This window comes from Clostridium sp. NkU-1 (genome assembly GCA_001312405.1).
Window position 1 is genome coordinate 1 of sequence record BBDR01000003.1, and the last position, 15,816, is coordinate 15,816.

Genomic DNA, 15,816 nt, shown 5'->3' on the forward strand with positions numbered 1-15,816 from the left:
CGAGGAAAATAAGAAGCTGGTGCTTTCAGGCAAAGAGCCTGCCCTTATGAAGCAGAAGGAAGAAACAAACAAAAAAATCGCAAAGTGCGAAGTAGGGTCCATCATGGAAGGAACGGTGGACAGCTTAAAGAATTACGGCGCATTTATTAACCTGGAAAACGGGCTTTCCGGCCTTCTTCACATTTCACAGATCAGCAGCCAGAGGATCAAGCATCCTGGTGTCGTGTTAAAGGAGGGACAGACGGTTAAGGTGAAGATCATATCCATAGCGGATAATAAGATAAGCTTAAGCATGAAGCCATCCAGGAGGAGGAAGCCAACGAAGAGGTCTTTGATTACAAAGAGGAAGGTTCTGCATTTACAGGGCTTTCAGCGCTCTTAAAGGGATTGAAATTTTAGAAAGTCGGAAAAAGAATATAAAATATCAGGTTTTTATGGTATACTATTCTTGAGGAGCAGGGGCTGCCGGGCGATGGGGCTGCCCCTTTCTCACTGACTTGCGCGAGCAATGAGCCGGACGAATATGCAGCATATTCATTGGGCGAATGCCGCGTCAACTAAGAAAAACCGGCTTGGCGTGTTATTCTTAGTTGGAAATGCGGGGGCGAGAGAGAGGGGGAATGTGGAATGAATATTCCCAAATCATTCAATCAGGTCGATCAGTGGAAATCTGTGATGTTTTTGTACGATTCGGCATTAAAGGAAATCAGTACAAAATTGAGATACTTAATAATGAGTTTGTGCATATCTACAATTACAATCCCATTGAACACATCAAGTCAAGGCTTAAGACCCCGGACAGCATTGTAAAGAAGCTGAAGCGGTACGGCTATGACGTGACCATTGATAACATGGTGGAAAAATTAAATGATATTGCAGGGATACGGATCATCTGTTCTTTTACATCAGATATTTACCAGATTGCAGAGATGATAACAAAGCAAAGCGATGTTACGGTCCTTAATGTGAAGGATTATATTAAGTATCCAAAGCCTAATGGTTATAAAAGCTATCATATGGTGGTAACCATTCCCATCTATTTAACGGATGGCCGGTGGACACTAAGGTTGAGATTCAGATCAGGACGATTGCCATGGATTTCTGGGCAAGCCTGGAGCATAAGATATATTATAAATTTGAAGGCAATGCACCGGCGTACTTACAGCAGGAGCTGAAGGCCTGCGCGGATGTGGTGAATATGCTGGATGGGAAGATGTTTTCCTTAAACCAGTCGATTCTGGAACTGAGCGAGGCACAGCAGCGGGAGACAGCAGAAGAGGACACGATGGAAGAGGACGATTTGACTTAAAAGATGCAGCCTTGACGATTCCGCTCGCTGAGGCTGCTTTTTGCACGGGCAATGCGGGTTTTTCTTAGTTCTCTCCGCAAAAAGAAGGTTATAGTATGAGCATATTGACAAAAGACACCTGGAAGATCATAAAGTTCAATCAAAAGAATGCGTTTGTTTTTGAATTGCTGTTTCGGCTGGTCACCATGACCCTGTACCTGCTTCTCTTAAACAAAGGACTTTTATTTGCGCTGCGCATGGCAGGATACAGTTATCTGACTGCCGGAAACATTGGCTATTTCCTGGCTAAGCCCTGGACGCTTCTTATAATGGTTGCCCTGTTGTTCGTTGGAATCCTGATTCTTACACTGGAGACCGGCTGTCTTCTTACGCTGTATGAGGGGGCTTTTTATTCCCGGAAACTGAAGCTGTGGGAGATCCTGGAAGGCGGCTTTTTTAAGCTGGGCCATGAGATCCGCAGAAAAAAACTGGCGGCTGGGTCTTCTCATTCTGGCGGATTACGTGCTTGTAAACCTGTATCTCATATACCAGATGCTGACCCATGTAAAGCCTCTTAATTTTGTTATATCCGAGATTTTAAATAAGCCTGTAGGAAAGGTGTCCTTGGCCCTTCTGCTGATTTTTCTATTGGCTGCCGTCATTCCGGGAATCTATACCTTTCACACCTGTATGGTGGAACAGAAGAATTTCCGGGATGGGTATTTTAGAAGCTTATGGCTTTTAAGACGCCGGATATTAAAGGTTGTAGTCCTTTTGACCATCTATTACGCATTGACTGTGGTGGGACTTTGGCTGGTCTATGCATTCTGTGTGCTGATCGCCGCTGTGGGAGTGACCCTGTTCACTGACAACAGTCTGGCCCTTGCCGTCCTTCCGGCGGCATGCGACCGGATTGAGCTGGTCCTGATCTTTTTGACCAGCATCTTCTTTACCGTGGGAAACTGGGGAGCATTGAGCGTCCAGTATTTCAGTTTTACCAACAACTTTGCAAAAAGAAGCAAAAGCAGCGATTATACAGGCAGCAGGTATGGGGACGGGAAGCTGGCAGTTCTTTTCATGGCAGCGGCAGCGGCATTCAGCCTGTTTTCCCTTTTTGGGTGGTGCGGAACGGTTCTGCAATTACCACCGATATGCTCAGCATGATTCAGATCACCGCCCACCGGGGCAGCTCCAGGGAAGCACCTGAAAATACCATGGCAGCCATGTCAAAGGCCATTGACGACCTGGCGGACTATGTGGAAATCGATGTCCAGGAGACAAAGGATGGAGTAGTGGTGCTGGGACATGACATCAGCTTAAAAAGAGTGTCAGGGATAAACCGGACCATCAGCTCCTATACCTTTGAGGAATTGCAGCATTTAGATGTAGGAAAGTGGTTTTCCGACGATTTCGAAGGCGAACGGATCCCCTCGTTAGAAGAAACCATGAAATTATGCAAAGGACGGATCAACATAAACATTGAGATCAAGGACTTGGGAAGGGGCAGTGAGCTGCCGGATAAGGTCTTTGAACTGATTGAGAAATACCAGATGAAGGAACAGTGCGTGGTGACCTCTGTCCGCCTGCCCTATTTAACCAGGATCAAGGAGCTGGATCCTGAGATCCGTACCGGATATATAATTTCAGCTGCCTATGGGGATTATTATTCCAGCGATGCCATCGACTTTATCAGCCTCCGTTCCAGCTTTGTAAGCGAAAGGCTGGTGGAAGCCGCCCATAAAAAAGGAAAGGCGGTTCATGCCTGGACGGTGAACAACAAAAGTGAAATGGAGCGGATGAAGATGCTGGGAGTAGACAATATTATAACGGATTACCCGGTGCTTGCCAGAGAGATCGTGTACCGGAAAGCGGCCACTGAGAGCCTTATGGAATACTTAAGACTGGTATTAAAATAGACAGGAGAATGGATATGAAGATTGTTTTGCAGCGGGTTGCCCATGCAAAGGTTACTGTTGATGAGCAGCAGATCGGCGCCATTGGGAATGGCTTTCTGCTTCTTTTGGGAGTATCCGATACAGATACGGAAGCCATTGCCGAAAAAAAATGGTTGATAAAATATATAAGTTAAGGATTTTTCCTGATGAAAGTGGAAAAACCAACCTTTCCCTAAAGGATGTTGGAGGGGAGATCCTGGTAGTAAGCCAGTTTACCCTTTATGCAGACTGCAAAAAGGGCAACCGCCCCAGCTTTGCAAAGGCAGGAGGACCGCAGCTTGCAAACAGCCTCTATGAATACGTTGTTGAGCGGTTAAAGACCTACGGAAACCGGGTAGAGCATGGAAGCTTTGGAGCCGACATGAAGGTAGAGCTTTTAAATGACGGACCGTTTACTCTGGTCCTTGACAGCAATGAAATCTGTTAATCAGTTACAGGATCACTTTGGGCAAAAGCCTTAAGAAAAATTATGGAGGAATCATAAAATGGAGAAAACAAAAGGACAACAATTACAGGAGGAACTGACATTCAAATTCCCGCATATCGCAAAGGAAGCACCTCATCAGCGTGAAGAAGCGCAGATGTTCTGCGAGGGCTATAAGAGGTTTCTGGATAATGGAAAAACCGAAAGGGAATGTGTCAGAGAGGCTGTGGCAATGCTTGAGATGCAGGGATACCGTCCCTTTGAGACCGGCAGGAGTTATAAGGCAGGCGACAAGGTATATTATGTAAACCGGGGAAAGGCCATCATTGCAACCACCTTCGGCAAAGCCGGAATGGAACAGGGGCTTCGCATCAACGGCGCTCATATAGATTCTCCAAGGCTTGATTTAAAGCCAAACCCTGTTTTTGAAAAAAAATGACCTGGCCTATTTTAAAACCCATTATTACGGCGGAATCCGTAAATACCAGTGGGGAACTGTTCCTTTAGCCATCCACGGGGTAATCATAAAGAAAAACGGTGAAGTTGTGGAACTAAACATCGGAGAAAAAGAAGGGGATCCCGTTTTCTGCGTTACAGATCTGCTTCCTCATCTTGCAGCAGAGCAAAATGAAAGAAAATTAAGGGATGGACTAAAGGGCGAGGAACTGAATGTGATCATCAGCTCAATTCCTTTTATTGACGAGGCGGAGCTTAAGGAGCCTGTGAAGCTTCTGGCCCTGAAGCTGCTTAACGACCGTTACGGAATTACAGAAGCGGACTTCTTCCGCGCTGAGATCGAGCTGGTGCCGGTCCAGAAGGCCTGTGACGTAGGACTGGATAACAGCCTTATCGGTGCTTACGGACAGGATGACAGGGTATGCGCCTATACGGCTCTGATGGCTGAGATCGATGCCAACATGCCTGAATATACTACAGTCACCATTCTTGCAGATAAAGAGGAAGTCGGTTCCGAGGGAAATACCGGCTTAGATTCCGATTTTGTGCTTCACTATATTCAGGATCTGGCTGACATGGCCCAGGTGGATGTAAGAAAGGTGCTTAGAAACTCCATCTGCTTATCCTCTGATGTCAATGCGGCCTATGATCCACCTTTGCACAGGTATTTGAGGATCGCAATTCCTGCTTTTTAAACAAAGGCTGTGTCCTGACCAAGTATACCGGTGTACGTGGAAAATCAGGTTCCAACGATGCCAGTGCGGAGCTGATGGCAAAGATCATAGCAATGATGGACCAGGAGGGCATTTACTGGCAGATCGGGGAGCTTGGCGCAGTGGACCAGGGCGGCGGCGGCACCATTGCCAAATATGTGGCTCATATGAATGTGGACGTGGTAGACTTAGGAGTGCCCATTCTTTCCATGCATTCCCCCTTTGAGCTTTCTTCCAAGCTTGATGTATACAATACATACAAGGCTTTCCGGGTATTTTACAAATAATAACGGAAGTTTGAAATTTTTGTTAATTTCGGGAAAAAGCTTTTTTTACCTTGCCCGATATGGTATAACTGACTGGAAGCAATTTTTTTATCAATATATTAAAAATAGAAAGAAAAAGGATTGTATTATGAAAAAGATTTTTAAAGTTTGTATGTGTGGTCTGGTTGCCGCTGCTCTTATTACCGGCTGCTCTAAAAAGCCTGCAGCAAAGCCTGCAGAGACAGAGACGGAAGCAACAGAAAGCTCAGCAGAGGAAACTGTGGCTGTTGAAGATTTAACGGGTATGGATAACGGTACTGTCACCCTGGGAGATTACAAGGGGATTGAAGTGACCAAGGATACGGTAGAAGTAACTGATGATGAAGTGAACCAGGCGGTACAAAACGATTTATCCGTAAGTGCAAAGGATGTAGAGGTTGACCGGGCCGTTCAGAAGGACGATGTGGTTAATATTGACTATGTGGGAACCAAGGATGGCGTTGCATTTGACGGTGGTACTGCTCAGGGATATGACCTGGCAATCGGTTCCGGCCAGTTTATTGAAGGCTTTGAAGACGGTCTTGTAGGTGCGAAAAAAAGGGGATAAGGTGTCCTTAAACCTCACTTTCCCTGAAAGCTATCAGAATGCGGATCTGGCTGGAGCGGCTGTGGTATTTGATGTAACCGTCAATTCCGTTAAGGAAAAGCAGGTTCCGGAATTAAATGATGCTTTTGTCCAGGAAACTACGTCCTTTAAGACAGTAGATGAATACAAGGAAGACAAGAAGCAGACTCTTTTAAAGGATAAGAATGATCAGGCAGAGCAGAAGCTGAAAAGTGATATTTACACTGCCATCTTAAATGGTTCTAAGGTGGAGCCAAAGCAGGAAGCAGTTGATGCCAATTTCAATAACATGGTTGCCAGATATACAAACCAGGCAGCATCTTACGGCATGGACTTTAAAACCTTTGTAGGAGCATTTACCGGAATGGGAGAAGATGAGTTTAAGGGCATCTTAAAGACCCAGGCAGAGGCCACCGTAGAACAGAGGCTGGTAGTGAACGCCATTGCGGAAAAAGAAGGAATTACAATTACAGATGAAGACCGTAAGGAAGTTGCAGAACAGATGGGCTATGAAAGCGCTGAGAAGATGATCGAGACCGCTGGACAGTTCGACGTAGATGATTATATTATGAACAATAAGGTAATGGATTTCCTGACAGAGAATGCAGTTATCAAATAATGAATAATTTACGATAGGGGGAACCTTTATGCAGCTTTTAAAGGACAGAATACGCAAGGATGGGAAGATTAAGTCAGGTGACGTGCTGAAAGTAGACAGTTTTTTTAAATCACCAGATGGATATCAAGCTGTTCGTGGAAATTGGAAAGGAATTTAAGAGACGCTTTGCCGATTATGAGGTCAATAAAATCTTAACCATTGAGCTTCCGGCATTGGCATAGCCTGTATCGTGGCCCAGTATTTTGATGTACCGGTAGTATTTGCAAAGAAATCCAAGACAAAGAATATAGCAGGTGACGTATATACCACTCAGGTGGAGTCCTTTACCCATGGAAGGACCTATGACATCATGGTTGCCAAGGAATTCCTGGGAGCCGGTGACAAGGTACTGCTGATTGATGATTTTTTTGGCTAACGGAAAAGCCCTGGAAGGTCTGGCAGCGATTGTAAAGGATTCCGGTGCAAAGCTGGTCGGTGCGGGAATCGTGATTGAAAAGGGTTTCCAGCCAGGAGGAGATCGATTAAGAGCGGAAGGAATCCGGGTTGAGTCCCTGGCTATTGTGGAAAGCATGAATGAAACAACAGGAACCATATGCTTTCGGGGTGACCGATGAGTGATGGAAGAAAGGCCCTGTTTTTCGACATAGACGGCACCCTTCTTTCTGAGGTGAACCGGAATGTTCCGGGGAGCGCAAAAGAGGCACTTGACCAGGCACGAAAGAATGGCCATCTGGTATTCATCAATTCCGGACGGACCTATTGCCTGATCGGTTCCATCAAAAAGCTGGTCCAGGTAGATGGCTACTGCTGCGGATGCGGGACCCGTATTGTTGCGGGAGATCAGGTTCTTTTCTCTGCAGCGATCCCCCATGAGCGGGGGCTTGAGATCAAGGGCATCATACAGGAATATGATCTGGATGGAGTCTTAGAGGGAACGGAAAGCTGTTACTTCAAAAAAAGGGATTTCCCGACTTCCCCAGGTGGAGAGAATGAAGGAAACCATAGAACGGGAAGGCAACTTATCGCCCTATAGCTGGGAGGATGACTGCTACGACTTTGATAAGTTCTGCGTTTTTGCAGATGAAAAAAGTGATTTAAAGGGCTTTTCCCGGGCCTTGGGACTGGATTTTGAGATCATTGACCGGGGCAGCGGATTCTATGAATGCATTCCCTCCCAATATTCCAAGGCAACGGCCATTGAACTGGTTTTAAAGCACTATGGGATCGCCCTGGAGGACGCCTATGTGTTTGGTGACAGTACCAATGACTTGTCTATGTTCGAATATGCGAAGAACTGTATACTTATGGGGCATCACAGCGTGGAGCTGGAGCCTTATGCAACCTTTTATACCAAAAATGTCGAAGACGATGGAGTGGCTTATGCGATGAAAAAGCTGGGGCTGGTATGATTTCCCGGAGCTTAACAGGCATTTGCATGAATGGAAAAAACAGATGGGAGCATCAGCTGATGCTTCCATCTGTTTTTATCGTCTTAGTTCATGCCTGCCAGAATGCTTCTTGCAACGCTTATTCCGTTGGCAGATGCCTGCTGAAGCCCTCTTGTTACGGAAGCTCCGTCACCGATGGCCCGCAGGCCGTCTACACTGGTCTCAAAGTCAGCGTTGACCACAACCTTATTGGAGTAGAATTTTACTTCTACGCCGTATAACAGGGTTTCATCGCTGGCAATACCAGGAGTTACCTTGTCAAGGGCAAGAAGCATTTCTTTTATGTCAACCATAATGCGGTGAGGGAAAACAAGGGATAAATCTCCGGGAACCGCATCCTTTAAAGTCGGGATCAGATTGTTTCGGCATAAGCGCTCCTCTGTGGTACGTCTGCCTCTTTGGAAATCGCCAAAGGTCTGCACCAGGATCTTGCCGTCGCAGAGCATGTTGCTTAACTGGGCAATCTGCTTGCCGTATTCAATCGGGGTCTTAAAGGGTTTTGTAAAGTTTTTGGATACCAGGATGGCAAAGTTGGTGTTGTTTGTCTTGTATTCCTGGGATTTGTAGGCATGGCCGTTGACAACTGCCAGCCCGTTTTCATAGTATTCCGTGGCAACCTCGCCGGATGGATTGGTACAGAAGGTACGGACTTTATCATCAAAGGTTGGAGTATGATAAACAAGCTTTGCCTCATAAAGGTTCTTATTTAAGAATTCCATGACCTCGTCCCGGACCTCTACCCGTACACCGATATCCACAGTTCCCACCTTTGTTTCAATTCCGTGGTTTTGGCAGATGTGGCTGAACCAGTCAGAGCCTTCACGGCCGATGGCAGACACGATTTCCGGTGCATAGCAGATTTCTTCCTTGTCGGTAATGACGCCTTTTGCCTTATTATCTTCAATGATGATATCCTTTACCATCGTATTAAATGCCATTTCAACCCCCTGCTCCAATAAATGCTCCTGGAGTCGGGTGTAGATTTTATAGCCTTCTTCCGTTCCCAAATGGCGGATAGGGCATTCGATCAGCTTTAAGTTAGCTCCTATGCCTTACGGCGGATTTCCTGGATCTCCTTTTGCTTGTCAATGCCGTAAACATTGGTGTCTGCCCCGAATTTTAAATAAATGTTGTCTGATTCCTTTAGCAGCTCCACTGTTTTATCATATCCAAGTATTTCAGGGAGGTTTCCGCCAACATCAGGAGATAAGGATAACTTTCCGTCGGAAAATGCTCCGGCTCCCGCAAAACCTGTGGTGATGGAACATGGCTTGCAGCCTACGCATGTTTTTGTCGTCCGCTTGGGACAGGTCCGGTTTTCGATCCGGCGGCCCTTTTCGATCATAAGAATCTTAAGGTCCGGCTTTTTCTCGATCAGCTCATAAGCACAGAAAATACCTGAGGGACCTGCACCGATGATGATGACGTCGTAATTATTTGAAACATCCTTCATGAACATCACTCCTTTTTCTTACTAACCCTTATATTCAACTATTATGGTAGTTATTAGAAACGCTTAACTGATTATGAACTTATATAAGCGCAACAGCTTTATTCTATCATAGCGGATACAGAAATTACAAGAGATATCCATGCTACGGATGAACTTTTTATATGTACCTTTTAATCATCCGGTTGATCTTATTTCTCATTCCCATAAAATAGGCATTTGATTTTGGGTAGGAACGGAAGGTGATGGGTTCGGATAAATCCTCTTCCAAAAGCTCAATGACAGCCTCTTTTCCAATATAATGCTCTAAAAGCTTTAATGCCCTTTGATCCTGTGTGGCCTCAGAGAGAACCATAAGGCGTATGGATTCCTCCGGAATGCCGTGAGGGCCGGGATATACCAGAAAGGCATCACCGGAAGGGAAGCTCCCCTCACAGTCTGTCACCTCATAGGGGTTTATGTGGCGGCGGGAATAATCGGAATTGTAGAAATTGAATCCCCAGTGAAGGATTCCCTCGATTCCATATTTATATACCTGAAGGCCGTAAACCCGGTTTCTGGCTGAGGCATTGCCATGAAGCGGTTGGCCACATCCACGCACTGGGCGGTGCAGTAGTAGCTCCATAAATGAGGAACCTGGTGATCTAAAAACGGTTCTATGTGGTCGATGGCGCAGGCCGGACGTTCTACGATTCCTGATTCATAAAAGGAATAGTCGGACAGGGCGTCTAACAGCTTGCAGTCCTTTAAATGCGCTATCACAGACTCCCTGGCGCGGGCATAGGATTCCAGATGGTCTTTTTCCGGTTCATCTGAAATATGGAAAAAGGTATTCTTAAGGATTCCAAGGCGGTTAAGCTCTTTCTTTAAGGCAGGAAGGAACTGATCCAGGAAAGCGGTGTATGCTCCGGTGGAAGGAGTGTCCCAGCCAAAGAGCCGGATCTCCTTTCCGTCTTTTGTGACCATGATCTTGGGAGCGTGGTAAGCACCCCACTGGGTGAACAGATGAGCCATTTCAAAATACCGGATTCCCGCATTCTTACAAATATCCACCCATCGTTCCAGGCGGGAAAAATCGAAGAGGAAACGGTTATTTTCCTGGATTATGGAGACAAGCTGAATGGTCGTGCGTTCTCCTCCTACCGCAGTGTCCAAAGGCGGTGTGAAAATGGGGGTGAGAATCATATTCATTCCCCTTTTCCCATAGAGGGAAATGAATTGCTCCAGGATATTCCAATGTTCCTCTGAAAATACGGGGACCTTATAATAATCGGCAAGACAATCCCCGTGAAACCATTCCGTATGGAGAAGCTCCTGAGCAGGAAGCTGGATGGGAATCACTTCGATGGAGGCGGTTATTGAAACCATCTCTTTATCTTGGCTGTCCACCAGAGAAAGGGCCACGTAGATATCTCCCGGAATAGCGTCAGGAATGGCGACATCGATCCAGAGGCTCTGCCAGTGCCCTGGCACCAGAACCAGGCTGTCATCCTCTAAGTCCCGGAGAAGATCCGGATAAAGGCCCGGACCATGATTTAAATAATTGCTGTCACGTTTTTCATGGGCAGGGTAAGCGGAGGCACGTTTACTACCTGGCGGACCCGGATACTGTCCTTTAAGGCAGAGGAAACCCGTAGCTTCAGGGTTTCTTTCCTAAGGCCTTTAAAACAGCAGGCGCTCTGAAAGGAAAGGGTTTCTCCGTAAAGGCCGCTGAAACGGCAGCATTCCGGTGAGAATACAGGCTCCTCATGAGGAAATACCTTTTCCAGTGAGCTTAATACGATCATGCGGTAATTGTTCATACATTGTTCCATAATAGTCTCCTTCCCGTTATTAACCCCTTACGCCTCATGCTTCTAAAATAAAATTATCCTTATTATAACTGGAAGCATTTAGCATTTCAACTGTTTAAAAATAAAAAAGGCTGTGTATGCCTTTACATCCGAAGACCGAACTGTTAAAATAAAAAAAGCAGCGTTAGACCCCCCGGTTTTGGGAAATCTAGCGCTTTTCGGGCGTTTAGAATCCCTAAAAAGTCATGAATCGGAACCGTAATTAATATAGACAATAGTAAGGAGAAGCATCATGTATATCATCGCAGGATTAGGAAATCCCTCAAGGAATATGATAAGACCAGGCACAATGTAGGGTTTGAGGCTGTGGACGTTCTGGCGGACAAACTGGGAGCCAGGGTAATGGAAAAAAAGCACAGGGCATTTTGTGGAACAGGAAGGATCGAATCAGAGAAGGTCATTTTGTCAAAACCACAGACTTATATGAATCTAAGCGGAGAGAGCATCAGGGCCATGGCTGATTTTTACAAGGTGGAGCCGGATCACATCATCATCATCTGCGATGACATCAACTTAGCAGAAGGCCAGTTAAGAATCCGGACAAAGGGAAGTGCAGGAGGCCATAACGGCTTAAAGAACATCATAAACCATCTGGGAACCCAGGAGTTTTTAAGGATCCGGGTGGGAGTAGGTGAAAAACCAAAGGAAATGGATCTGGCAGACTATGTCCTGGGCCGTTTCCCCAGGGAACAGGAAGCTGTCATGGACAGGCATACCTGGATGCAGCAGAAGCGGCTATTATGGTGGTTACAGAGGGAGCGGAAGCAGCGATGAACCATTTTAACAGGAAGAAGTAAGGAGATTTCATGAGTGATCTATTTGAAAAACCATTGAGGGAATTAAAGGATTTTGAGGACCTTTCCGGTGATCTGTTAAAACGGGCAGGTCCTGTCATGGCCAGCGGCTGCATGGATTCCCAAAAGGTCCACCTGATGTATGAATCGGCAAAGCAGGAAGGCTTAAGGCTGGTGGTCACTTATGATGACACCAGGGCCAGGGAGATTTATGAGGACCTGCGCTTTTTTGATCCTGATGTGTGGCTCTATCCGGCCAGGGATCTTCTGTTTTACAGCGCGGACATCCATGGAAACCTGCTGACCAAGCAGCGTATGACAGTATTTCGTCATTTAATGGAAAAAACCTCCGGCTGGGTGGTTACGACATTTGACGGTCTTATGGACCACCTTCTCCCTTTGGAGTATCTAAAGGAGCAGGTGCTGTCCGTGGAAGGCGGTCAGACCATTGACGTGGAAAAATGGAAAAAACGCCTTACAGAGCTGGGGTATGAGCGCATGGCCCAGGTGGACGGCATGGGCCAGTTCTCCATCAGGGGCGGGATCATTGACGTGTTCCCTTTGACTGAGGAGCTGCCGGTGCGCATCGAGCTGTGGGATGATGAAGTGGATTCCATCAGAACCTTTGATACCCAGAGCCAGAGATCCATTGAGCAGTTAGAGGGTATACGGATCTATCCTGCCACGGAAATGGCACTGACAGGGAAGCAGATCCAGGATGGAATCGAAGCCCTTGAAAAGGAATTGAAAAAAATACGAAAAGGATTTAAGGGCTAAGTCCAAAATCCAGGAGTCCGCCAGGATCCATTCCATTGTCTCCGAATTTTTGGAGGGACTAAAGGAGGGCTTCCGGCAGCATGGGCTGGACGGTTATATCCATTACTTCTGCCAGGAGAGTGTGTCTTTTCTGGAGTATTTTCATGGGGAAAATTCAGTTCTTTTCCTGGATGAGCCGGAACGACTTAAGGAAAAAGGGGAGACCATTGAAATGGAGTTCAGGGAGAGCATGATACACCGTTTAGAAAACGGCTACCTCCTTCCGGGACAGACCGGCCTTCTCTTTTCTGCAAAAGAGATGCTTTCCAGAGTCCAGACAAAGACAACGGTTTATTTGACCGGACTTGAACAGAAGCTATCTGGTTTTACGGTAAAAAACCGTTACAGCTTCCAGGTAAAGAATGTAAATACCTATCAAAACGGGTTTGAGCTGTTAATAAAGGATCTGACCAGATGGAAAAAGGAAGGATACCGGGTAATCCTTTTATCCGCTTCCAGGACCAGGGCCAGCCGTTTGGCAGGAGATTTGAGGGAATATGACTTACGGGCCTACTGCCCCGACGACGGAGGAGAAGGCCGGGAGGTAAAGCCGGGAGAGATTCTGGTCACCTTTGGAAATCTCCACCGGGGCTTTGAATACTCCATGATAAAATTTATCGTCATCACGGAAGGCGATATGTTTGGAGTGGAGAAAAAGAAGCGGAAACGGAAAAAGTCCTCCTATGAAGGGACCAAGATCCAAAACTTTTCTGATCTTTCCATCGGCGATTACGTGGTCCATGAGGAACATGGCCTTGGAGTATACCGGGGCATCGAGAAAATCGAGCAGGATGGAGTCATCAAGGATTATTTAAAGGTAGAATATGCTGACAACGGGAACTTGTATCTTCCTGCCACAAGGCTTGACGGAATCCAGAAATATGCCGGTGCTGAAGCGAAAAAGCCCAAACTGAACCGGCTGGGAGGGGATCAGTGGAACAGGACCAAGGCCAGGGTTAAGGGCGCGGTAAAAGAGATCGCCAGGGACTTAGTGCAGCTCTATGCGGCCAGGCAGCAGACCCATGGATTCCAGTACGGAGAAGATACGGTCTGGCAGAAGGAATTTGAAGAGATGTTTCCTTATGAGGAAACTGAGGATCAGTGGGATGCCATAGAGGCGACCAAGACAGATATGGAAAGCAAAAGGATCATGGACCGCCTGATCTGCGGGGACGTTGGATACGGAAAAACGGAAATCGCTTTAAGGGCCGCATTTAAGGCGGTACAGGACGGAAAGCAGGTGGTCTACCTGGTGCCGACCACCATCCTTGCCCAGCAGCATTATAATACCTTTGCCCAGAGAATGAAGGATTTTCCTGTCCGGGTGGATTTAATGTCCCGTTTCCGGACGCCGGCCAGATGAAAAAGACTCTGGAGGATTTAAAGCGGGGACTGGTGGACATTGTGATCGGGACCCACAGGGTCTTATCAAAGGATGTACAGTTTAAGGATCTGGGCCTTCTTATCATTGATGAGGAACAGCGCTTCGGTGTGGCTCATAAAGAAAAAAATCAAGCAGCTGAAGGAAAACGTTGATGTGCTGACCTTAACAGCTACTCCCATTCCAAGGACCCTGCATATGAGTCTGGTGGGGATCCGTGACATGAGCGTGCTGGAGGAGCCTCCTGTAGACCGTATGCCCATCCAGACTTATGTCATGGAGCATAACGATGAAATGGTGAGGGAGGCCATTCACCGGGAACTTTCCCGGGGAGGGCAGGTTTATTATGTATACAACCGGGTGAGCAACATTGACGAGGTGGCAAACCACATTGCCTCCCTGGTCCCCGAGGCAGCAGTAACCTTTGCCCATGGACAGATGCATGAGCATGAGCTGGAACGGATCATGTTTGATTTTGTCAATGGAGAAATCGATGTCCTGGTCTGCACTACCATCATTGAAACAGGTCTTGACATTGCCAATGCCAATACCATGATCATCCAGGATGCGGACCGCATGGGTCTTTCCCAGCTATACCAGCTGCGTGGACGGGTAGGCCGTTCCAGCCGGACCTCCTATGCGTTTCTGATGTATAAGCGGGATAAGCTGTTAAAGGAGGAGGCGGAAAAACGTCTTCAGGCCATCCGCGAATTTACGGAGCTGGGCTCCGGAATCAAGATTGCCATGCGGGATTTGGAAATCCGGGGGGCAGGAAATGTTCTTGGAGCCGAACAGCACGGACACATGGAAGCGGTGGGATATGACCTTTACTGCAAGCTTTTAAATCAGGCGGTTTTAGAGCTTAAGGGACAGAGAAAAGAAGAGGAAACCTATGAAACAGTGGTGGACTGTGATATCGATGCATACATTCCCACTTCCTATATTAAGAATGAATATCAGAAGCTTGATATTTACAAGCGGATTTCCAGCATTGAGAATGAAGAAGAATATATGGATATGCAGGATGAACTGATGGACCGTTTCGGCGATATTCCGGGGCCGGTTGATAACCTGCTTAAGGTTGCCGGCTTAAAGGCTCTGGCCCACAGCGCCTATGTGACCGAGGTGAATATTAACCGCCAGGAGGTCCGCCTGACCATGTATAAGAATGCAAGGCTGAAGGTGGAAGGAATTCCGAAGATCATCGACCAGTACCGTGGAGATTTAAAGTTCCAGATGGGAGAAGAACCAAGGTTTACGTATCTTGACAGAAAGAAAAACCAGACCACCGATGCCATGATCAGCCAGGCCGAGGTGATATTGAAGCAAATGTTGGAATTGTCAGAAAAGAACGAAAAAAACATAAAAATTGACTTTTAAAATACCATTCATTCAGTTGATTTTTGTCATATTTGTGATATAATAATAGTAGAAGAAGGGCTTTAGTCCCAGATGCTTTCTTTGTTCCCATTAATGTTTCGGAGAAAGGTGGTAGCTATGGACGTTTTAGGTATGTATCTTCTACAGCGAGTATCAAATGAATTGACGATTCAAAAATATGGTTCTTTTGAAAACCATTTTGTAACTCCAGTTCCAGATAACGTGGCCGCAAAGATGGCCCATGAGGGATATTTGTCATCCTCAAAAGAAGTGGTTCGCCACGTCAGACAAGGTGACTTCTAACCTGGGATAGGAAAAACCCAACTTCTTCAAGCAATAACCTAAGTC

12 protein-coding genes and 7 pseudogenes are annotated in these 15,816 nt (G+C 46.5%); 15 read left to right on the plus strand and 4 right to left on the minus strand.

Features of this window, described 5'->3' with window-relative positions; genetic code table 11:
* From JCM10519_RS05315 to JCM10519_RS26740, 12 genes and pseudogenes are all read left to right on the plus strand, one after another.
* Positions 1 to 382 (plus strand): S1 RNA-binding domain-containing protein (locus JCM10519_RS05315; protein WP_347843232.1); only part of this gene is annotated, 382 nt, incomplete at its 5' end.
* A gap of 245 nt (positions 383 to 627) precedes the next feature.
* Positions 628 to 1,309, plus strand: a pseudogene (locus tag JCM10519_RS05320) (GTP pyrophosphokinase family protein).
* Between the two features lie 95 nt (positions 1,310 to 1,404).
* Positions 1,405 to 1,866, plus strand: coding sequence for a hypothetical protein (locus JCM10519_RS26710; protein ID WP_347843233.1), 462 nt, complete (start codon positions 1,405 to 1,407; stop codon positions 1,864 to 1,866).
* Positions 1,811 to 2,452: a hypothetical protein gene (locus tag JCM10519_RS26715; RefSeq protein ID WP_347843234.1), complete on the plus strand. Its 642-nt coding sequence runs from the start codon at positions 1,811 to 1,813 to the stop codon at positions 2,450 to 2,452. Before JCM10519_RS26710 ends, JCM10519_RS26715 begins: the two co-directional genes overlap by 56 nt.
* The gene (locus tag JCM10519_RS26720) at positions 2,407 to 3,204 is read left to right on the plus strand and encodes a glycerophosphodiester phosphodiesterase (RefSeq protein WP_347843235.1); all 798 of its coding nucleotides are present in this window, start codon (positions 2,407 to 2,409) and stop codon (positions 3,202 to 3,204) included. The genes JCM10519_RS26715 and JCM10519_RS26720 overlap by 46 nt, the downstream gene beginning before the upstream one ends.
* Before the next feature lie 14 nt (positions 3,205 to 3,218).
* Positions 3,219 to 3,670: pseudogene (dtd, locus tag JCM10519_RS05330) on the plus strand (D-aminoacyl-tRNA deacylase).
* Positions 3,671 to 3,728: 58 nt separating this feature from the next.
* Positions 3,729 to 5,123 (plus strand): annotated as a pseudogene (locus JCM10519_RS05335) (aminopeptidase).
* A gap of 127 nt (positions 5,124 to 5,250) precedes the next feature.
* On the plus strand, positions 5,251 to 5,709 hold the full coding sequence (locus JCM10519_RS26725; protein WP_347843236.1) for a trigger factor: 459 nt from the start codon (positions 5,251 to 5,253) through the stop codon (positions 5,707 to 5,709).
* Positions 5,690 to 6,346, plus strand: coding sequence for a hypothetical protein (locus JCM10519_RS26730; RefSeq protein WP_347843237.1), 657 nt, complete (start codon positions 5,690 to 5,692; stop codon positions 6,344 to 6,346). Before JCM10519_RS26725 ends, JCM10519_RS26730 begins: the two co-directional genes overlap by 20 nt.
* 28 nt (positions 6,347 to 6,374) lie before the next feature.
* Positions 6,375 to 6,960: pseudogene (locus tag JCM10519_RS05345) on the plus strand (xanthine phosphoribosyltransferase).
* A complete protein-coding gene (locus JCM10519_RS26735) occupies positions 6,957 to 7,379 on the plus strand; it encodes an HAD family hydrolase (protein WP_347843238.1) in 423 nt (140 codons plus the stop codon). Before JCM10519_RS05345 ends, JCM10519_RS26735 begins: the two are co-directional and overlap by 4 nt.
* Complete coding sequence (locus JCM10519_RS26740; RefSeq protein WP_347843239.1) at positions 7,336 to 7,755, plus strand: HAD hydrolase family protein; 420 nt, start codon at positions 7,336 to 7,338, stop codon at positions 7,753 to 7,755. Before JCM10519_RS26735 ends, JCM10519_RS26740 begins: the two co-directional genes overlap by 44 nt.
* An 83-nt stretch (positions 7,756 to 7,838) precedes the next feature.
* Here JCM10519_RS26740 and JCM10519_RS05355 read toward each other — a convergent pair.
* From JCM10519_RS05355 to JCM10519_RS26755, 4 genes and pseudogenes are all read right to left on the minus strand, one after another.
* Positions 7,839 to 9,247, minus strand: a pseudogene (locus tag JCM10519_RS05355) (NAD(P)/FAD-dependent oxidoreductase).
* Positions 9,248 to 9,404: 157 nt separating this feature from the next.
* On the minus strand, positions 9,405 to 9,764 hold the full coding sequence (locus tag JCM10519_RS26745) for a DUF4091 domain-containing protein (RefSeq protein WP_347843470.1): 360 nt from the start codon (positions 9,762 to 9,764) through the stop codon (positions 9,405 to 9,407).
* Positions 9,701 to 10,717, minus strand: a complete 1,017-nt coding sequence (locus JCM10519_RS26750) for a glycoside hydrolase domain-containing protein (RefSeq protein ID WP_347843240.1) — start codon at positions 10,715 to 10,717, stop codon at positions 9,701 to 9,703. Before JCM10519_RS26750 ends, JCM10519_RS26745 begins: the two co-directional genes overlap by 64 nt.
* A gap of 62 nt (positions 10,718 to 10,779) precedes the next feature.
* Positions 10,780 to 11,058: a hypothetical protein gene (locus JCM10519_RS26755; protein WP_347843241.1), complete on the minus strand. Its 279-nt coding sequence runs from the start codon at positions 11,056 to 11,058 to the stop codon at positions 10,780 to 10,782.
* Positions 11,059 to 11,329: 271 nt separating this feature from the next.
* Here JCM10519_RS26755 and pth point away from each other — a divergent pair.
* From pth to JCM10519_RS05375, 3 genes and pseudogenes are all read left to right on the plus strand, one after another.
* Positions 11,330 to 11,894, plus strand: a pseudogene (gene pth, locus JCM10519_RS05365) (aminoacyl-tRNA hydrolase).
* A gap of 9 nt (positions 11,895 to 11,903) precedes the next feature.
* Positions 11,904 to 15,468: pseudogene (gene mfd / locus JCM10519_RS05370) on the plus strand (transcription-repair coupling factor).
* A 117-nt stretch (positions 15,469 to 15,585) separates the two neighbouring features.
* On the plus strand, positions 15,586 to 15,771 hold the full coding sequence (locus JCM10519_RS05375) for a hypothetical protein (protein ID WP_054738453.1): 186 nt from the start codon (positions 15,586 to 15,588) through the stop codon (positions 15,769 to 15,771).
* The last annotated feature ends 45 nt before the right edge of the window (positions 15,772 to 15,816 follow it).